This is a genomic window from Fulvivirga ligni (assembly GCF_021389935.1).
Lineage (GTDB): Bacteria > Bacteroidota > Bacteroidia > Cytophagales > Cyclobacteriaceae > Fulvivirga > Fulvivirga ligni.
In genome coordinates, this window is record NZ_CP089979.1 from 5,006,068 (window position 1) to 5,024,672 (window position 18,605).

Here is an 18,605-nt window from a genome sequence, read left to right on the forward strand (position 1 = left end):
TTTGTATAATTATAACAAACTTAGGTGAGTAAAAACGCCACAGCTATGACTCGCCTAATCTTACTAAATCTGCTGTCCATATTCTTTGCAATACCTGTCTTTTCACAACAAGCATACAAGCATGAGCATCCGCTTATCTATGCTCACCAAGAGGTAATACATTCTAAAATTCTTAATGAAGAAAGGGCTATTAACATCTACTTGCCCCAGAGTTTTTACGAAGTATCAGAAGAGCACACATACCCGGTGCTTTTACTGTTGGAAGATGAGTTTTTCTTTATGGTGTCTGGTGTGGTACAGCATTTAAGTGCTATGGAACGAATGCCCGAAACAGTGGTAATTAGTTTAGTTGAAGATCCGGTGGTGCCCAAGCTTTATACTAACGGCAGTGACTTTTGGCCCGCCTCATGGAAGCAACTTCCTTTTGGCGAAGACCCTGATCCTTTTACATTATTTATCAAAGATGAACTACTTCCTCATGTAAGGTCTAGCTATCGGATAAATAATTTCAGTATGATAATGGGTCTATCCGGCACCTCTATTTATGCTTTTCATACCTTAATTAAAGAACCAGGTCTATTTAGTGCGCACATCACCATGGCCAGTGGAGACATCTTGGGCATGGGCTACAGAGAGGGAGAAAGTCTCATAGATTTAGTGGTAAATGAACCCTCCACCAGATCAAAAGGCTATCTCTATGTGGCCTCTGACTCTTCTGATGGTAGAGGAACAGCCCCCATGATACTGAAAAACATCAAAGAACTGGAAAGGCGATTAGCCCCTTTTAGAAATGAAAATTTTAAGTTCATTAGCAAAGTATTTGAGAACGAAGGTCACTATGACATTGCACTACCAGGATTACAGGAAGCACTGAACATGATCTTTCCACCCGAACTATGGGCAGCAGACTATCGGGACATAATAAAAGCCCCGGGGCCAGCCATGGATAATCTGGATGCTTATTACAGCCAGCTCTCTAACATATACGGCTTCAAGATATTACCACGGGCAGAGCGCTGGAACAGTGTGAGAAGGCTAAGTTGGATAGGCCCGCACCTGGTGAAAGAAGGCCAACTGGATGAAGGCATTGAGGTCATTAAGCGTTGGGCTGAGTATCGTCCCTTTTCATCAGCTGCTCTCATAGCCCTGGGTCAGGCATATGAAAAAAACGCAGATATAACACTGGCCATTTCAAATCTGAAACAAGCTATGGCTCTTGCTCAGAGGAATGGAAATGATACAGATTTTATAGTTAAAGAAATTCAAAGACTTGAAGCCCTAAAGTGAGAAGATCAGTATTCAAATTTCGCTGGAATTGGGCCAAATTGAGGAATAAATGATGGAGCTATGCCGATTTTATTATTCAAATAATTCATAAAAGTATTCGAGTAATAAAAATGTGGAATTAACAAAAAATTGATCCTAAACTAAAGCCTGTATAATTAGTTTTAACCAAAGTCTTTCTTATCTTTATATTAATGTTTGCGCTATAAACTATTAGCTTCGGCCTTAAACTCAATGACCTTTGCTACGTTTTATCATCAAGCAGTTTTATTTAATTAATTTATTTTACAATGAACATTTTTGTAGCAAAGTTAAACTATCGTACTACAAGCGACGCCCTACAGAGACAATTTGAAGCCTTTGGTGAAGTAACCTCCGCTAAAGTAATCTTTGACAGAGAAACACAACGATCTAAAGGTTTTGGATTCGTAGAAATGCCTGATGATAATGCCGCAAGAGAGGCTATCAACACTTTAAACGAATCTGAATTTGACGGTAGAACAATCGTTGTTAAAGAAGCCAGACCTAAGACTGAAAGTTATTAAGCATTAATAAATTTATCGGTATTCCAAGCGGAGCTTTTGAAGCCCGCTTTTTTTATGAAAAATTTTTTCATTGTTTAGACATTAATGTTTAAACATTTATTATGTTTGTATCATCATTTAAAATATTAACCAGACATGAAAAAATTATTTAGTGCAGCGGCACTTCTTTTAGCTTCAAGTGCTGCATTTGCTCAAACTTGGGTAATGGATCAGGCACACAGCAAAATTGGTTTCAGCGTTTCACACATGGTGATTAGCGAAACCGAAGGTTCATTTAATGAATTCGATGCTACGGTAACCAGTAGCAAAGAAGATTTCGACGGAGCTGATGTAACATTTACAGCTAAAACTGCATCCATCGACACAGATAATGAAAAAAGAGACGAACACCTTAAATCAGCAGACTTCTTTGATGCTGCGAAATACCCAGAGATCACTTTTAAAGGGAAATTAAAGAAAAGTGGCTCTAAGTATAAGCTTACTGGTAAGTTCACCATGCACGGCACTACCAAAGAAGTTTCATTTGATGTGAAATATAATGGAACTGTAAAAGATCCTTATGGAAACACCAAGGCTGGCTTTAAATTAACTGGCATTGTAGACAGAACTGAATACGGCCTGAAATGGAGCGCCTTAACAGAAGCAGGTGGTGCGGTAGTTGGCGATGAAGTAGAAATTACATGTAACATAGAGTTACAGAAACAATAGTATCCTACTCTAAGTTGATATTAATGAAATAGCTATAATTTAATATTTCATTAATATCAACTTGACTTTAAAAGCGGAAATGGCTTATTTTTGAAGTTGTCTGATGATCTGACTATGAAATTTGAAGAAGAAATACAGCAGAAGAAGTTTAAATGCGAGTGCCAAAAAGCTACGCTCAACCTGATTTTCACCTCAGGCTGGCTTAATAATAAACATAAAGACTTCTTTAAGCCTTACAACATTACTAACCAGCAGTATAACGTACTGCGTATTCTTCGTGGTCAGCACCCCGACTCTATTTCTACTTCAGTTATTAAGGAAAGAATGCTGGACAAAAACTCCGATGTATCCAGAATAGTAGACAGACTCACGCTGAAAGGCTGGGTAAAGAAAACTACCTGCCCGGATGACCGTAGATTGGTAGATGTAGTGATTACCGACGAAGGTCTGCAGCTTTTAGAAAAAATGGATAAGTCAGTAGATCAAATGAACTGCTGCCTGGGTTCATTAACAGAGCAGGAAGCCAGACAACTTAGTGAGCTATTAGATAAGGTGAGAGACTAAACCATAGTCTCTTCTTCTAACACCACACTCTCCTGCTGATGCTTGTAGAGCGGCAAAAATACTGTGAACGTACTTCCTTCACCTTCAACACTATCTACGGTTACATAGCCGCAGTTCAGCTCAGTAAACTGATATACCAACTGCAAACCCAGACCCAAGCCCTTTTCACCATCTGTACCCCACGAACGCTTATTTTCATCTAGCCTAAAAAGTGACTCCATCTTATCTTTAGCTATACCTATTCCCGTATCCTGTACGGCAATAGCTATTAAATCTTTTTTCTTTTCTTGCCGATAAAGTGATTTTACCGCCATCTGGTGTAAACTTCAAGGCATTATTCACTATGTTACGAAGAATGGTATTTACACAGTTCAAATCCGCCCAAATAGCCAGGTCCTGATCTATTTTAGATTCAAACTGAATATTTTTAGCCCTTGCCATGTTTTGAAATAACTTTGTAAGGCCTTCAGATAATGTAGATAGCTCCACTTTTTCAGGGTTATGAGGAATATTCCCTTGCTGTGCCACGGCCCAATCAAGTAAATCATCCAACAAGGTAGAGAGCTGATTCACAGAACTATCGAAATGCTCATTAAGCTCTCGAAGATCCTGAATGTTCTCTTCCTCCACCAATATCTTTATAAGACGACTCATGCCTTTAAAAGCATGCACCGGGCCTCTTAAATCATGTGAGATAATGGAGAAAAATCGATCTTTGGTTCTATTTAGTTCATCTAGCTGATCTCTCTGAGCCTCAATTTCTTCTTTTTGATCTTTTAATAAGTAGTTAACCTTACGTCTCTGTTTGTTATTTTTATAAAGTAGAAATGCCACAATGGTAATGAGTATGGCAACAACACCTAGAGATATTGCTATAATTTCCTGCCTCTTCTTTTCCGACTCGAGCAGGTCTACCTCAGTCTGTTTTTGATTTACCTCATACTCGGTACGCATATCAGCCATCTTTCTGATAGTTTCCTGATCTACTACACTATCTTTATAAGCTAAATACTTACCTTGATATTGAAAAGCTTTTTGGTAGTCACCTGTTTCAGAATATAGCTCTGATAATTTTTGGCTGGCATCTCTTACTTGCTCTTTAAAGCCTTCCTGCATAGCCACATCGAAGCTATTTTGAGCATATTCTAAGGCTTTTTGATATTCTCCACGGTCTTGGCAGATATCTGCCATAGAAATGTTGTAAACAGAGATAGGATATTTATCTCCTAGTTTATCTAGAGTGGTTATAGCCTCATTTAGATATAATTCTGCAGAATCATATTTATCTTGCTCAGCATATACCAGACCGATATTTCCTTGATTATATGCTGTTCCAATAGTATAATGAATGCTGTTATAAATTACTTTAGATTCATCAAAAAATAAAAGAGCAGAATCAAGCCTATCATTTAACCTATAAAGCTCTCCAGCATTCAAAAGTGATGAAGCAAGTTTTAAACTATCATTTTCCTCTCGAAATATTTTTATTGAAGATTTATAGTATCCAATAGCTGTCGTATAGTTTCCTTGCATTCGATATACTGATGCAATCGCATTATTGACAGTAGCTTTATATCTAGAATTATAGGCATTTTCCCCACTTTTTATTAAAGCCTCTAATGCCTTGTATAAGTCACCTTTTAACTTATAAGCATAGCCTAAATGTAAGTAGGAATGATGCAACCATTCGGACCTGTTAACTTGCTTGGCAAGTTTAATAGACTTAATCGCATAATTAATTCGAACATCCGGATCTGGATAGTCAGAGTAAATAAACCAATAAAGCCGGAGCTTATTTGAATCTTGAATAATGACCTCAGAATTGAGTACTTTTATTAAACTATCTAAATTAAGTTTCTCTTCAGCCTTTAAAGCCTGAAGAGAAACAAATGTGATTAATGCTGAAAGCACCAATATTTTCCAAATATTATCCATTACCGCTATTAGAGGGAGGTGGCTCATTCTTTATCTCAATCTCAGGATCAAAATAAAATTTCCCTTGCCCATTAATTGAAAAGTAGAAACCATATGCAGCCTTACTTCCAGTTGGCAAATCACCAACTACACCAGTCCAGGCATTGTCATCATCACCTGATTCTGGTGCCGGAGGAGTTGAAAAAAAATTCTCAGGTCCTTTGTCATCAAATGCTGTAAGCTCAACAGTATCATCATTATTGATGGCCGTCGGCTTCCATGTTACTTTTGCATTAGGTGGTACATTTGTCACCAAATTAGTTGAACCTTGTCCTGTATCTTCAGTAGGATCATCATCCACTAAGTATACTACCGGGTCCTTCCCTTGTTCTGCATTTTTAATAGTAGATTGTGTGTCCACTATTACCAGGATATGCGCATCCGCATCTGTTTTAGCTATTGCCATTTGCTATAAACTTTAAGGTTTAAAAAGTTAAGTTTTGAAAACTTAAGTTTAGCTAAAATGCACGTCAGATCAAATATTATATGCATTAAATGAATAAAAAATATTAATACCTTAATTTAATCAAACAATTTTATTCATTTCATCATGCACAAAATCCATCAACTCTTTGATGTATTTTTTACTGAAATCGAACTTGATATGCGCCGCCTCATATACCTCTGGTATGGAGCGAGTATAGCCGAGTTTCAGAGCATTCATATACCCCTCTAAACCTTTCTGATTATCCTCCTTAAAATTTTTCCATACTGCTACCGCTCCTAACTGTGCCATGCCATATTCAATATAATAAAATGGCACTTCATATAGGTGCAACTGCTTCTGCCAAAGGTAGTTTTTATTCTCTTCTAAACCATTCCAGTCTGTAACATCATCAGTGAAAGCTTCGAATATTTCTATCCATGCTTTACTTCTTTCTTCCTCCGTGTGGTTCGGATTTTCATAAATCCAATGTTGGAATTTATCTATGGTAGCCACCCATGGTAAGGTCTCAATAATTTGTTCAAGATGCTCTTTCTTAGCTCTGTTTAAATCTTCTTCGTTATCAAAGAAAAGATCCCAGTGATCCATGGAGATCAGTTCCATACTCATGGAAGCAAGCTCCGCCACTTCACTAGGTGTATGTTTAAAGTCAGTAAGCTCCAAATCACGGGTAAGGAAGCTATGAACAGCATGACCACCTTCATGAAGGATAGTTACCATATCTCTTAAGGTAGAGGTAGCATTCATAAAAATGAACGGCACACCAATCTCTGCCAATGGGTAATTATAACCTCCAGGAGCCTTGCCCTTTCTGCTTTCCAGATCCAAATGTCCCATGGTATCCATTATAGAAAGGCACTGCCCTAAGAACGGATCCAGACGCTTAAAGCATTCTATGGTTTTATTAGTCAAATCTTTACTTGAAGTGAATGGCTTTAAAGCCTCTCTGTTTTTAGGGTCAACAGCTTTATCCCACGGTCTAAGCTTATCTACTCCGAGCTGTGCCTTTCTGGCCTTCGCCTGCTCACTGAGCATAGGCACCACTTCGGCTTTCACTGAGGCATGAAAATCAAAACAGTCTTGTGGCGTGTAATCAAAACGGCCCATAGACTTAAATTTATAGTCTCTGAAGTTATCGAAACCAGCGTTTTTAGCCGCCTTATCTCTCAGCTGAATAAGCGTAGTGTACAACTCATTCAGTTTATCTTTATCCTGTAGCCTTCTGGCAGCTATCTTATGATAAACTTCTTCACGCTTAACTCTATCTGGCGATTGTAGAATAACGGCTGCCTGCTGTAAAGTAAGCTCTTCGCCGTCCAGCTCTACAGTCATAGCGCCATTGATCTGACCAAACTTTTGCGTTTCAGTCTGGATTTGAGTAAATACCTCAATATTCTCTTCTCTAAATATCTCAATATCCTTTCTCAGACTTCTGATCATGATATCAAAACCTTCCTCCTGTTCCAGCTCTTTCAGAAACTCGCTCTCAACGGCCTTTCTATTCAATTTATCGGAAAAAGGAGCAATCTTAGGCTGAATATTCTGCACAAAATGCTGATAGGCCTTTACATTATCCTCGTTATCCGTGTACCTGGTCATGTTAATATATCTCCAGGCCATATCCTCAGATATGATAGACTCCAATTCACTTCGATCTTTCAGCCAGGTGCGTAACTCATCTTTAGAGTTAACTTCTCTATTCAAAAGATCGGTATAATATGGTTCAAGTCCCTCCCAGTTATCTACTTTAAAGTCTTCTGGTAAGAAGGTCCTCGGGTTTCTTTCTGGTATGGTTATGTTGGTTTTCATTTTTCTTTTTGTTTTGGTTGAGGTTGTTGTTATTGGTTATTGAGTTATTGGGTTATTGAGTTATTGGGTTATTGAGTTATTGGTTATTGAGTTATTGGGTTATTGGTTATTGGTTATTGGGTTATTGGGTTATTGGGTTATTTCTTTTTACTCAATACTCATTACTAACTACTCATTACTAACTACTCAATACTATTTACTCAATACTCATTACTAACTACTCAATACTATTTACTCAATACTCATTACTAACAACTATACCACCTTAACCTATTTCAATAACTACATCATCGGTAAGTGGGTGGCCAACGCAGGTGAGTACATATCCTTCTTCTATTTCTGATTCGGATAGGCCTTCTTCTTCGTCTAGCTTCACTTTTCCTGATAAACATTTTCCTCTACAGGCCGTGCATAGTCCGCTTTGGCAACTGAATGGTAAGTCTATACCTAAATCAAGCGCTTTTTCAAGGATAGTGGTATCAGGCTCTACTTCAAACTTATGTTCTTCACCGGAGTAAATAACAGTTACTTCTCTGGTTACAATCTCATCTGAAGATGGTTCTGCTCCTTCGGCTTTCAATTCTTTATCGATTGTTCCGGCTACGAAGCTTTCTTTAAATATTTTAGACTTCTCTATTTTCTGCTCTTCCAATAGCTTCTGCACGTTTACCATCATCCCTTCTGGTCCGCACATGAGGTAAGTAGTTTTTTCTACACCCCAGCTAGGTATTCTTTCGAAGATCTTAAGCAGCATGTCATGGTTAAGCAAACCAGAATGTCCTTGCCAGTTCATAGGCGCCTGGTCCAGCACATGGATTACGTGGATACGACCTTCATAGTCAAGCTCCATTTTTTCTAGTGTGCTTTTGAAAATTACACTTTCAATATCCCTATTGCAGTAGATCAATGAAATGATACTATCAGGCTCCTGCGTTAATAATGATTTTGCGATAGACATCATAGGTGTAATACCGCTACCGCCAGCAAACATTACCAAATGCCTTTTATTAGTTGAAGCAAATTCGGTAGTAAAAACTCCCATGGGCTCCATAATTTTCACAGCATCACCTTTTTTCAGGTTATCGGGTAGCCAGTTAGAAACTAATCCATCTTCTACACGCTTTACTGTAACCGCTGGTTGATCATCTACAAATGGTGAAGAACATAGAGAATAAGCCCTTCTTACTTCCTTTCCATTGATAGGCAAGATGAGCGTAAGAAACTGCCCTGACTTATAGTTGATTCCATTAGCAGGCTTTTCAAATACAATTGTGATTGCATCCTTAGTTTCCTGAATAATATCTGCCACTGTTAAGTTCATGTATCTGTCTGAGCTGGTAGTAGCTGCTGCAGGTGTAGTTTTATTCTCTTCTTTATCTTTATTCTTCTTAAAAAAATTAAATGCCATTGTTTCTGCTTTAAATCATCTTATTCTTCAACACCCTAAATTGCTTAGAGTTTAAGAAAGCACATTTCTGCTTCCCTGAACAAAACTACATAAATTGGAAAAAATGGATGTGATTTAATCCTCATTTCTTAAAGCCAGCTACGTTGTATTTTATTAATTTTGCGCTTCTTTAATTCAAACATTTAAGATGGACTTAAATACACTTACCGCACTTTCACCGATAGACGGAAGATACAGAAGACACACAGCCACATTAGCCCCTTATTTGTCAGAGTTTGGGCTGATAAAATATCGCGTATGGGTAGAAATAGAATATTTCATAGCCTTATGCGAAGCTGAGGTGCCACAGTTAAAAAACTTTGATCAATCACTATTTAATCAGTTAAGAGACATCTACAAAAACTTTTCTGAGGATGATGCCCTGAAGATCAAAGACACCGAAAAGATCACCAACCATGACGTAAAAGCGGTAGAGTACTTCATTAAAGAAAAATTTGATGCTATAGGCATAAGTGAATTCAAAGAATACATTCACTTTGGTCTTACTTCGCAAGACATAAACAACACGGCTATTCCTCTTTCATTAAAGCATTCGCTTGAAACAGTGGTTCTTCCATTAATTTCAAGTATCAATGCTAAAATTGAAGAGTATGCTGAGCTTTGGAAAGATATACCAATGCTTGCTAAAACTCACGGACAGCCGGCATCTCCTACACGTCTGGGAAAAGAGTTTAAGGTGTTTTCTGCCAGAGTAATGAAGCAGTTGGAATTGCTCAGCGCTGTACCATATTCAGCAAAATTCGGTGGAGCAACAGGTAATTTCAACGCACACCATGTGGCATATCCTTATTCTGACTGGGTTAGTTTTGGCAATAAATTCGTGAAAGATTATTTAGGTCTTGAGCGCAGTCATCCTACTACTCAGATTGAGCATTATGATAATTTGGCCGCTTTATTTGATGGATTAAAAAGAATAAATACCATCCTTATTGACTTTAGCCGCGATGTATGGCAGTATGTTTCATCAAACTATTTCAAGCAAAAGATAAAAGCTGGTGAAATTGGTTCTTCAGCGATGCCTCACAAGGTAAATCCTATTGATTTTGAGAATGCTGAAGGTAATTTAGGCATGGCTAACGCTATTTTCGAGCATCTTTCCGCCAAATTACCTATTTCAAGATTACAGCGAGACCTTACAGACTCTACAGTATTAAGAAATGTGAGTGTACCTTTAGCACATACCTTGATTGCTTTGAAATCATTAGAAAAAGGACTAGGTAAGCTTGAGCTGAATGAAGCTGCACTTAAAGCCGATTTAGATGAAAACTGGGCGGTGGTAGCTGAGGCTATCCAGACCATTTTGAGAAGAGAGGGATATCCAAAACCTTATGAGGCTTTGAAAGACCTTACCAGAACTAATGAGGCTATCACTGAAAAGACTATTAAGTCATTTATTGAAACGCTAAATGTTAGTGAAGAAGTAAAAGCTGAGTTAAGAGTGATCACACCATATAACTACACAGGATTATAATCGCCCATTTGATATAAATGAAAAGCCCGTGATTCTTACTGAATCACGGGCTTTTCTATTTTAGATATTTCATTCAAACGTATCCATTAAATATTCTCTCACGGCCTAACCTACAAAGTCACCAGTCTGCTGCTTGCACTCCTTTCTTTTCTTCTTGAGCTTAAACTTCCAGAATGGTCCATTTTTAAAAGTGATCTTCACTTTCGCACCAAAATTATGAATCAGCCTTTCAAAGCCATTCATTGAGAGCTTTTCACGCTTTGGCTGAACCACGTATTCAAAGCCCATATCTCTGGTTACATCTTGCAAACACCGGTTTCCTAAAAGCAATCCTTTGGTATTTGTTTTAATAATACTCACCAAATGCTCATTCTTATAATCCTTTTTCTTGGATTTATAAGTAGGTTCCAGGCTAGTAGTACTTGTATTTCCAAAGTCCAACTTATCTTGAGCCAAAGCTCCCCCCATCGTCAAAATCAACATCAGTAAGCTGAATATGCATTTTTCCATACTACAAAGATAAGGAAATAATCACTTGAAAATCACCACTATTCGTGAGTATAAAGCAACTTATTAGCCTCAAAATCATATAAGGTCAGACGTCTTAAGTTGAAATATGCCGACCAAAAGGCCTGTAAAGCACTGATATATGCCCTTTTAGCATCATCTTTTTCTGTTTGGGCTATATTAAGGTTAGTAATATCAATTTTACCAATTAAATAGCGATTTTGAGCCACAGTATATCTTTCCTGAGCCACCTCATCAGACTTTTTAGTAATTTCAAGACGCGTTCTCAATACATCAAACTGCCTTACCTGCGTGAGAATTTCCTGCTCAAAAGTCTGCTCATCCTGGGCAATAGTATAGTCTACCAATCGCTGATTAGCTATAGCAGTACGCATTCTGGACTTGTTTCGTCCCCAATCTAAAATAGGAATATCGAAAGTGATGTTCGCTCTCACCTGATTATTGGGATCTATGTAAAGATTATCGACATCTGAACTGGCATTATTACTACCGTAAGATGCCCTCAAGTTTGTCTGAAACCTATTGGCCCTGGCTTGCGCCACTTCCCTTTGTGCCTCCAATTTCCTTCGCTCAAACGCTATATAATCTGCTCTATTCTGTCGGGCGTACTCCAAAGCTTCTCCCAGCTTCACCTCAAACTCTGGAATATAATCTGGCAACACCAATTGTATTGATTCATCTCCCGACAATCCAATATATGTCCTTAAAAGCAACCTGGAAGTTTCCATATCTAATTGAGCTTCAGCCACATCTTCCCTGGATCTCAACAGCTGCAATTCCACTTGTAAAAGTTTATCCTTCGAAGTGGTACCAATGTTGTACCTCCCTTGCTCAATTTTATAGATAGTATCATTGTTAGCCAGGTTAAACTGGGCAATCTGCAAATTGATTTGAGCTGATAGATAAGCAAAAAACCTGTCTACAGCTACTGAAGAGATAGATTCCATTTCTTCTACATAACTGCGCTTAGACTCTTCAAATCTTAAAGGTTCTGTTCTATTATCCCATCTTAAGCTGTTAAAACCAAAAAGCGGCTGTTCTAACAGCACATTGAAAAGCGTAGTATTATACTGTGTTAAATCTCTCTGAATATCTTTGAAATGGCTAAGGTTAGAGTTAACAGATATTGTACCCCCAGTCCATTTTAAAGGTTGTTCCACACCTAAATTCACGTAGGAATTTATTTGCTCTCTACTTTGAAAAACGATGGTACCATCATCTAACCTATTACTAAAATAATCCAGGTTATAGTCTGGTGCTGAACCACTTAATCTCAATTGTGGATTATAATTAGATCGGTATGACCGGTACTGCCAATAAAGGTTTTCCTTTAGTGTTTCTGCCCTTTTAGCGGCCGGAGACTGTGCCTGAGCCCTGTCAATGATATTTTCCAGGGTGTAAACAGTCTGCGCATGTGCTGTAGCCACTGCAGCAATGAATAAAAAAGTTAGTAAATATCTCATGGTGTAATTACTCGTATCTTAATGATGAAATAGGATCTTGTTGTGCTGCTCTACGGGCTGGTGCTATACCAAAGATAAGCCCAACCGTGGCCGCTACTCCGAAGGATAATATGATAGAAGTGATGGACACAATAGTTGGAATATCCGCGAACTCGGACACCACATAAGCCAGCGTCACCCCTAGAATAATTCCAATAATACCTCCTGTAACACTGATCATTACAGACTCGAAAAGAAACTGATTTACTATGTCACTCTTCCTAGCTCCAAGGGATAATCTCAAACCTATCTCCTTTATCCTTTCTAAAACCGATGCCAGCATGATATTCATAATACCAATACCGCCAACCAGTAGCGAAATGCCGGCAATGGCTCCAAGTACATAGTTGAAGATGTCATTGGTTCTTTGCTGCTGTTTTAGTAAAAGCTCCGGAATTTCAATTTCAAAATCTACCACATCGAAATGGCGCCTTTGTAACATTCTGGAAAGCACATCTGCTGTTGGGTTAAGCAGCTGTGTTTCATCCACTTGCACCACCAATCTATCTAACTGATTGTAGTTTTCTCTTTCAGCTTCTTCCTCAGCAGACTCATCCGTGCCTCCACGACCAAAGCTGGCCTGGTTAGCCTGCTGGATCATAGCTTGCGTAATCAAATCTCTATTTCTATACCTGATAAGTACCGTTTGAAGAGGCGTGTACACATCCATATTATAATCCCTGATTCCGAGGTTATTGATACTGTGTTCACTGATAATCCTTTCTTTCAACACCCCCACAATAGTGAGCCAGTTATTACCACACTTGATTGTTTTACCAATTGGGTCTTCAGTAGGAAAGAATTTGGCTTGGATAGATTTTCCAATGATGCAAACCGGTGAACCACGTTTGAGTTGGTCATCATTAAACATCTTACCTTCCAAAAGTTCGAAGTTGGTAATCTTAAAATAGCTTGGCTCCACACCTACCAACTTTGCTGAACGGCGTACACCATTTTTGATAATATAGGTATCCAGAATAATCTCCGGACTAATGGTTTTCACCGCCGGAATGGCTCTTTTAATAGAACTGACGTCTCTAGTAGTTAACCCAGGAGAGAATTTTTTCTTTTGGCTACCAGCCTCACCTTCTGCCAGGTTCTCTTCCTTTTGCTCTACTATGGGTGATATTACAATGTTATTAACACCCACTAACTTAATTTGCTCCAAAATCTCCTGCTGAGCTCCATTACCTATGGCTAACATGGCAATAACTGCCGCCACCCCAAATATGATTCCCAGCGCTGTAAGAATAGATCTGACACGGTTGGCCATAACAGCCTCCAGAGCAATGTAGAAATTTGCTAAAACTCTTTGATTAATCATGCTTGCAAATTATCTAGCTCCCTTTGGTCTTCTCATGTCCTTTTTCGCCTCAGCTTCTTCTTTAGCAGGCTTTTCTTCTTTCTTTTGATTTCTTTTTCCATTAAGCTCAGGGAGTAAATCCACATCACCATCCTCATCGCCTGGCATTGATAGATACACTTTGTCACCTTCTTCAAGTCCGGCTAAAATGATAGCTGCATCTGCATTGGTTTCACCCACACTAACTTCCTGCTTGGTGATGTTCAACCCTTCCTTTTTGAAAACATAGGTGATAGAATCATTCTTATTGTGCAAACTTTCAAGCGGAATGTGAAGTACATCTGCCACACTCTTGGTAATGATGGTATTGCTAGTAGTCATAGAGGGTCTCAAAAGAGGATCATGACCTTCTAACTGAATACTCACCTGGAAAACTTTGGCATCAGTATTCGGCTTTTGTTCACCCACGTTGGCTACACTAATTACTTTTCCTTTCAGCTCTTTCTCAGGGAAGGCATCTAATCCTATTTCCACAGGCTGCCCTACTTTCACTTTTCTAACATCTACTTCATTTACATAAGTTTTAGAAAGCATTACTGAAAGATCTGGTAATGTGGCCACTACAGGATCCCAGGCACTGATCTGTGAACCTTCTTTTATAGGCTTTCCATCCCAACCCTTACGATAAATCATCATACCGTCTTCTGGTGCTTTTATCTGGAATGACTCCTTCAATTGCATTAAATCTCCAAAATCACGTCTTATTTTACCTAAATAACCGCCTGCAATACGCATTTTAGCGGCATTTTGCTCCAACTTGATTTTATAATTTTCTTTTGCCTGGCTATAGGCTCTTTTTGCTTTATCTAAGTCTATTTGTGCTTGTTTGATAGTAGCCGGTGGCTCATACTGAGACTGTTCCAAAACAATCTCCTTTTCTTCTACTGCATACTTCAGGTTGATGAGCTCGTCTCTGGCTTGTCTCATTTGAAGGGCAGTATCTAATCTGGTTTGGGTATACTCAGATTCTTTGGTATCTAATTCGGTCTGCAAGTCTGATATTCTACCAGTAAGCTCCGATGGATCCAGAGTGGCAATCCAATCGCCTTTTTTCACCTCTGTGCCCTCCTCGGCAATATTCTGAATATTTACTTGATAAATTCTGAAATTTCTAAGGCCTGATGGACCTAAAATTTCCACTGAATTCTTCGCTTCCAATTCTCCCGTAGTGATGATTTTTACTTCAAAATCTCCTTTTTCTACGGTTGAAATGAGTTCTGCGCCTCCTGAAGTCTCTCCGCCACTAACTAAAAAATAGATAATGACCAACGATACTACAATGCCGCCTATGATTAAAGCCTTTTTCATGTGTAATTAAGGTAAGTGATAGTTGATAATGTTAAGGTTCTGCAAAAAATAAGTCTTTAAATAGCTAAATCGGTTTTTGCATATTTGGTTAGCGAACGACCTGATTTTCACTTTATTGCATTACAAATATAAAATATAACTTATCGGACTGAAAGCCATAGAAACAGGGACATTACCTTACATATAAATATCACCAAGATCCTAAGGTCTATTTAAGCAGCGAAAAGTGACTGATTTCTTTATATTTGCCATGAATTATGAAAACACTAATTAGCTACGTCATTCGGTTTATCCCCCGAACTGTGTTACAAAGGATAAGTGTACCAGCATTGAAGGTTACTGGCTTTTTCTTAAAAGGTAACAAAGTAACCTGCCCAATTATCAATAAAAGCTACTCTAAATTTCTTCCCTACGGGCGTATCAACCCACGTCCTAACGCACTTTGCCCAGATTCATTATCTCTTGAAAGACATAGACTTATCTGGCTTTACCTTAATGAGAAGACGGGCTTCTTTAATAAAAAGTTACATTTTCTTCACATAGCTCCGGAGCAGTGTTTTCTGAAGCCTTTCGAAAAGCAGCATGGTGAAGGATATATCACTGGCGATTTATTCTCTCCCTTGGCTAAAGTGAAGATGGATGTTCACGAAATCCCCTTTGAAGCTAATACCTTCGATGCCGCCATGTGCAACCACGTAATGGAGCACGTAGATGATGACATTAAGGCTATGAGTGAAATCTGCAGAGTTTTAAAACCAAGCGGATGGGCTATCATTCAAATTCCGTTTTTCAGCCCTGTACCAGATGTTACTTTTGAGGACAAGAGCATAACCGGTCCGCGTGAAAGAGAAAAGGCCTACGGACAAGATGATCATGTAAGACTGTACGGAAAAGATTACCCTGAAAGACTAAGAAAAGCCGGCTTTGAGGTAACTGAAGATGACTACGTAAAGAAATTACCTACAGAAGACGTTGAGCGTTATGCTTTACCTAAAGGAGAGATTATTTATTTCTGTAGAAAACCTGCTTAATCACTTTTTGGTGATTTTTCTCCAGCCTTCTTGTAAGAACCCAATGCCGTAAGCAAATAGCTGAGTAAACGCTGCGCCCACGCTGATTACAGCTACAGGAAAGCTCTTTTCTTTGAAAAGACTATCCAGGAAGATTAGGGAAAAATAAAATGTTACTAGAAAGGCTGCTAGTAAAAATAAATGCGTGCTCACAAAAGGAAGCAGCCACATAGCAATAAAGCCTAAGGTAAAAATCACTGGAAACAGATGAACTACTTTAATCTCTCCAGGATAAAATCTGCTAATGTTTATTCTGGCTCTACCGAAGAAATGTAGTTGCTTGTAGAATTGAGAAAGACTTGTTCTCCTTTTATGATACACATAGGCATCCTCAATGAGTCCCGTCTTAAATCCTTTTTCTGTAATCCTGATACTGAACTCTATATCCTCTCCCATTCTGGTGATGATATATCCGTTAGTAGATTCAAACACTTTTCGGGATATACCCATGTTAAAGCTTCTGGGGTGAAACGCGCCCATTCTTTTTTTACCTCCTCGAATACCGCCGGTGGTAAATAAAGAGGTCATAGAATAACTGATGGCTCTCTGAGTAATTGTGAATGTTTTTAAAGCCCGATCTGGGCCTCCATAAGCATCCAATTTATGCTCGGCAAGATGATTATTGACAGTTTCAAAATAGTGCTCAGGAATTATGCAATCAGAGTCAAATACTACAAAATACTCCCCTTTAGCTCTTTCAAAACCATAGTTACGAGAAAATCCCTGACCAGTATTAGGCTTTTTATAATAGGTAAGATTTAAGACATCACCATATTTATCCATAACAAACTCACAATCGAACTTAGATCCGTCCTCTATAATCAGGACTTCAAAATTCGAATAAGTCTGTTTGGTTAAGCTTTCTAATAATTCATCAACCTCATCAGGACGATTATATACAGGTATGACTACAGAAAAGAACATATTTTATTCTACACCTATCTTCTCTACTACCAGGTATTCATTTGATGATTGCGACTTCATAGCCATCATTTCGGCTAGAAAACCCGTCAAAAACAGCTGCACACCAATGATCAATGCCACCAAAGCAAGAAAGAACAACGGCTGATCAGTAGCATCTCTTACCTCCATTGCATTATACTGTCTATACAATTTATCCCCAATTACAAACATGGTGATGAGCAAGCCAGCGAAAAATGAAAGGGTACCCAATGTACCAAAAAAGTGCATGGGTTTACGTTTAAACTTGGATACGAAGGTGATGGATAGCAAATCAAGCAGACCTACTATTCGTGTAAAACCAAATTTGGTATATCCATATTTTCTGGCTCTATGCTCTACTACTTTCTCTCCTATTTTGGCGAAGCCATTCCATTTTGCTATAACAGGAATATAGCGATGCATTTCGCCATAAACATGAATATTCTTAACTACCCTGTTATGGTAGGCTTTTAAACCACAATTGAAATCATGCAATTTAATGCCTGATATAATCCTTGTGATTCTATTAAAAAACTTTGAAGGGAGGGTCTTACCTAAAGGATCATGGCGCTTCTTTTTCCAACCAGAAACCATATGGTACTGACCTGAATGAATCATTTCATAAAGTGCTGGTATCTCGTCAGGACTATCTTGCAGGTCCGCATCCATGGAGATCACTACTTCACCTTTAGCGGCTTTAAAACCTGTGTTTAGGGCAGCAGATTTACCAAAGTTTCTGTTAAACCTAATTCCCTTTATAGATGGGTTGGTGAGTGAAAGCTGCTGTACAACTTCCCAGGAAGTATCCTGACTACCATCATCCACCAATATTATTTCATAAGTAAAGCCGTGCGTTTGCATTACACGGCTTATCCAATCACATAATTCTGGTAGTGATTCCTCTTCATTGTAAAGTGGAACCACTACTGAAATATTCAATTCATATGGCATAATTACACCTCAAGCTCAGGATTATTGTTTTTAGCAATAGCACTAATGACCAAAGATAAGATAAAACCAACGAAAACATTTTTTATAATGGTTAAAATAAAACCAAGATATGGATTTGAAAATACATCTACGAACTTCATACCCATTTCTATTTCCTCATCAGACTTTCCTTGCTCCTCAAGCTTCATCACCACCTCTTCGCGCATTCTAGCAATCATCTCTGTATCAATCAATTGAGTATAAATCAAAGAAAATACAGCAAGCATAGCTCCACCGATTAAACTTATTAAAACAGCAATTTTTAAACCTTCTCCATATGACATATAGCCATCTCCGTTAGCTTTAAATTCTTTCATTGCCATTAATATTACTATGACAAAAGGTATTAGACCAACAAAGCTCACGCCGGTCACAGTGTATAATTCACCTAACATTAATATTAGGTAAAAAACAATACCAATGGCTCCTGAAATCAGGCCCCACTTTACTGAAACAGATTTAATAGAGGCTCTTTCTGATAAGCCTGAATTATCTAGCATATTCTCACTCATGATTCGTCAATTTTTGGTTGATAGTAAAAGTTTGTTTCTTTAAATATCCCCCAAAATAGTGCGCCGAATTATGATTTCAAAATTTAATAAACTGGTGGTATTAATTAATGGTAAGTGGTTTA

18 protein-coding genes are annotated in these 18,605 nt (G+C 38.3%); 6 read left to right on the plus strand and 12 right to left on the minus strand.

Features of this window, described 5'->3' with window-relative positions:
• The first annotated feature begins 45 nt into the window (after positions 1-45).
• The 4 genes from LVD16_RS21010 (at position 46) to LVD16_RS21025 (ending at position 3,101) form a co-directional block, all read left to right on the plus strand.
• Positions 46-1,287 (plus strand): alpha/beta hydrolase-fold protein, encoded by a 1,242-nt coding sequence (locus LVD16_RS21010; RefSeq protein WP_233770257.1) that lies wholly within the window; start codon positions 46-48, stop codon positions 1,285-1,287.
• Positions 1,288-1,574: 287 nt separating this feature from the next.
• Positions 1,575-1,829: an RNA-binding regulator gene (rbp, locus tag LVD16_RS21015; RefSeq protein ID WP_233770258.1), complete on the plus strand. Its 255-nt coding sequence runs from the start codon at positions 1,575-1,577 to the stop codon at positions 1,827-1,829.
• Between the two features lie 135 nt (positions 1,830-1,964).
• Positions 1,965-2,537: a YceI family protein gene (locus LVD16_RS21020; protein WP_233770259.1), complete on the plus strand. Its 573-nt coding sequence runs from the start codon at positions 1,965-1,967 to the stop codon at positions 2,535-2,537.
• Between the two features lie 114 nt (positions 2,538-2,651).
• Complete coding sequence (locus LVD16_RS21025; RefSeq protein ID WP_233770260.1) at positions 2,652-3,101, plus strand: MarR family winged helix-turn-helix transcriptional regulator; 450 nt, start codon at positions 2,652-2,654, stop codon at positions 3,099-3,101.
• On the opposite strand, the gene LVD16_RS21030 is transcribed toward LVD16_RS21025, so the two are convergent.
• The 5 genes from LVD16_RS21030 to LVD16_RS21050 all read right to left on the minus strand — a co-directional run bounded on the left by LVD16_RS21030 (position 3,098) and on the right by LVD16_RS21050 (position 8,737).
• The gene (locus LVD16_RS21030) at positions 3,098-3,322 is read right to left on the minus strand and encodes an ATP-binding protein (protein WP_233770261.1); all 225 of its coding nucleotides are present in this window, start codon (positions 3,320-3,322) and stop codon (positions 3,098-3,100) included. The two genes, LVD16_RS21025 and LVD16_RS21030, sit on opposite strands and share 4 nt — an antisense overlap.
• Positions 3,323-3,329: 7 nt before the next feature.
• Positions 3,330-5,063 carry a tetratricopeptide repeat-containing sensor histidine kinase gene (locus LVD16_RS21035; protein WP_233770262.1) on the minus strand — a complete coding sequence of 578 codons (1,734 nt, stop codon included), beginning with the start codon at positions 5,061-5,063 and terminating at the stop codon, positions 3,330-3,332.
• Positions 5,029-5,481, minus strand: coding sequence for a DUF8788 domain-containing protein (locus LVD16_RS21040; protein ID WP_233770263.1), 453 nt, complete (start codon positions 5,479-5,481; stop codon positions 5,029-5,031). The genes LVD16_RS21035 and LVD16_RS21040 overlap by 35 nt, the downstream gene beginning before the upstream one ends.
• Positions 5,482-5,601: 120 nt before the next feature.
• Positions 5,602-7,329, minus strand: coding sequence for a M3 family oligoendopeptidase (locus LVD16_RS21045; protein ID WP_233770264.1), 1,728 nt, complete (start codon positions 7,327-7,329; stop codon positions 5,602-5,604).
• Between the two features lie 265 nt (positions 7,330-7,594).
• Positions 7,595-8,737, minus strand: coding sequence for a ferredoxin--NADP reductase (locus LVD16_RS21050; RefSeq protein WP_233770265.1), 1,143 nt, complete (start codon positions 8,735-8,737; stop codon positions 7,595-7,597).
• A gap of 187 nt (positions 8,738-8,924) precedes the next feature.
• Between LVD16_RS21050 and purB the strand changes: the two genes are divergently transcribed.
• Positions 8,925-10,268 (plus strand): adenylosuccinate lyase, encoded by a 1,344-nt coding sequence (purB, locus tag LVD16_RS21055; protein ID WP_233770266.1) that lies wholly within the window; start codon positions 8,925-8,927, stop codon positions 10,266-10,268.
• 105 nt (positions 10,269-10,373) lie between these two features.
• Here the strand turns inward: purB and LVD16_RS21060 are convergent, their stop codons facing one another.
• Genes LVD16_RS21060 through LVD16_RS21075 form a run of 4 tightly spaced genes read right to left on the minus strand, consistent with a single transcriptional unit; the run spans position 10,374 to position 14,969 of the window.
• The gene (locus LVD16_RS21060) at positions 10,374-10,778 is read right to left on the minus strand and encodes a hypothetical protein (protein WP_233770267.1); all 405 of its coding nucleotides are present in this window, start codon (positions 10,776-10,778) and stop codon (positions 10,374-10,376) included.
• 38 nt (positions 10,779-10,816) lie between these two features.
• Entirely contained in the window at positions 10,817-12,259 is a 1,443-nt protein-coding gene (locus LVD16_RS21065) for a TolC family protein (RefSeq protein ID WP_233770268.1), read from the minus strand.
• A gap of 7 nt (positions 12,260-12,266) precedes the next feature.
• Entirely contained in the window at positions 12,267-13,622 is a 1,356-nt protein-coding gene (locus tag LVD16_RS21070; protein WP_233770269.1) for an ABC transporter permease, read from the minus strand.
• A 9-nt stretch (positions 13,623-13,631) separates the two neighbouring features.
• On the minus strand, positions 13,632-14,969 hold the full coding sequence (locus LVD16_RS21075) for an efflux RND transporter periplasmic adaptor subunit (RefSeq protein WP_233770270.1): 1,338 nt from the start codon (positions 14,967-14,969) through the stop codon (positions 13,632-13,634).
• A 257-nt stretch (positions 14,970-15,226) separates the two neighbouring features.
• Between LVD16_RS21075 and LVD16_RS21080 the strand changes: the two genes are divergently transcribed.
• Entirely contained in the window at positions 15,227-16,000 is a 774-nt protein-coding gene (locus tag LVD16_RS21080; protein ID WP_233770271.1) for a class I SAM-dependent methyltransferase, read from the plus strand.
• Here the strand turns inward: LVD16_RS21080 and LVD16_RS21085 are convergent, their stop codons facing one another.
• Genes LVD16_RS21085 through LVD16_RS21095 form a run of 3 tightly spaced genes read right to left on the minus strand, consistent with a single transcriptional unit; the run spans position 16,001 to position 18,483 of the window.
• Positions 16,001-16,963 (minus strand): glycosyltransferase family 2 protein, encoded by a 963-nt coding sequence (locus LVD16_RS21085; RefSeq protein WP_233770272.1) that lies wholly within the window; start codon positions 16,961-16,963, stop codon positions 16,001-16,003. It abuts the gene before it with no gap.
• Between the two features lie 3 nt (positions 16,964-16,966).
• Positions 16,967-17,932, minus strand: a complete 966-nt coding sequence (locus tag LVD16_RS21090) for a glycosyltransferase family 2 protein (RefSeq protein ID WP_233770273.1) — start codon at positions 17,930-17,932, stop codon at positions 16,967-16,969.
• A 2-nt stretch (positions 17,933-17,934) separates the two neighbouring features.
• Complete coding sequence (locus tag LVD16_RS21095) at positions 17,935-18,483, minus strand: DUF4199 domain-containing protein (protein WP_233770274.1); 549 nt, start codon at positions 18,481-18,483, stop codon at positions 17,935-17,937.
• Between the last annotated feature and the right edge of the window lie 122 nt (positions 18,484-18,605).

Bases quoted from the DNA above. Each gene is read 5' to 3' on its own strand.
- LVD16_RS21045 (WP_233770264.1), bottom strand. From the start codon at position 7,329: ATGAAAACCAACATAACCATACCAGAAAGAAACCCGAGGACCTTCTTA.
- LVD16_RS21050 (WP_233770265.1), bottom strand. From the start codon at position 8,737: ATGGCATTTAATTTTTTTAAGAAGAATAAAGATAAAGAAGAGAATAAA.
- LVD16_RS21040 (WP_233770263.1), bottom strand. From the start codon at position 5,481: ATGGCAATAGCTAAAACAGATGCGGATGCGCATATCCTGGTAATAGTG.
- LVD16_RS21065 (WP_233770268.1), bottom strand. From the start codon at position 12,259: ATGAGATATTTACTAACTTTTTTATTCATTGCTGCAGTGGCTACAGCA.
- LVD16_RS21075 (WP_233770270.1), bottom strand. From the start codon at position 14,969: ATGAAAAAGGCTTTAATCATAGGCGGCATTGTAGTATCGTTGGTCATT.
- LVD16_RS21010 (WP_233770257.1), top strand. From the start codon at position 46: ATGACTCGCCTAATCTTACTAAATCTGCTGTCCATATTCTTTGCAATA.
- LVD16_RS21090 (WP_233770273.1), bottom strand. From the start codon at position 17,932: ATGCCATATGAATTGAATATTTCAGTAGTGGTTCCACTTTACAATGAA.
- LVD16_RS21080 (WP_233770271.1), top strand. From the start codon at position 15,227: ATGAAAACACTAATTAGCTACGTCATTCGGTTTATCCCCCGAACTGTG.
- LVD16_RS21030 (WP_233770261.1), bottom strand. From the start codon at position 3,322: ATGGAGTCACTTTTTAGGCTAGATGAAAATAAGCGTTCGTGGGGTACA.
- LVD16_RS21085 (WP_233770272.1), bottom strand. From the start codon at position 16,963: ATGTTCTTTTCTGTAGTCATACCTGTATATAATCGTCCTGATGAGGTT.
- LVD16_RS21020 (WP_233770259.1), top strand. From the start codon at position 1,965: ATGAAAAAATTATTTAGTGCAGCGGCACTTCTTTTAGCTTCAAGTGCT.
- rbp (WP_233770258.1), top strand. From the start codon at position 1,575: ATGAACATTTTTGTAGCAAAGTTAAACTATCGTACTACAAGCGACGCC.
- LVD16_RS21060 (WP_233770267.1), bottom strand. From the start codon at position 10,778: ATGGAAAAATGCATATTCAGCTTACTGATGTTGATTTTGACGATGGGG.
- LVD16_RS21025 (WP_233770260.1), top strand. From the start codon at position 2,652: ATGAAATTTGAAGAAGAAATACAGCAGAAGAAGTTTAAATGCGAGTGC.
- purB (WP_233770266.1), top strand. From the start codon at position 8,925: ATGGACTTAAATACACTTACCGCACTTTCACCGATAGACGGAAGATAC.
- LVD16_RS21035 (WP_233770262.1), bottom strand. From the start codon at position 5,063: ATGAGCCACCTCCCTCTAATAGCGGTAATGGATAATATTTGGAAAATA.
- LVD16_RS21095 (WP_233770274.1), bottom strand. From the start codon at position 18,483: ATGAGTGAGAATATGCTAGATAATTCAGGCTTATCAGAAAGAGCCTCT.
- LVD16_RS21070 (WP_233770269.1), bottom strand. From the start codon at position 13,622: ATGATTAATCAAAGAGTTTTAGCAAATTTCTACATTGCTCTGGAGGCT.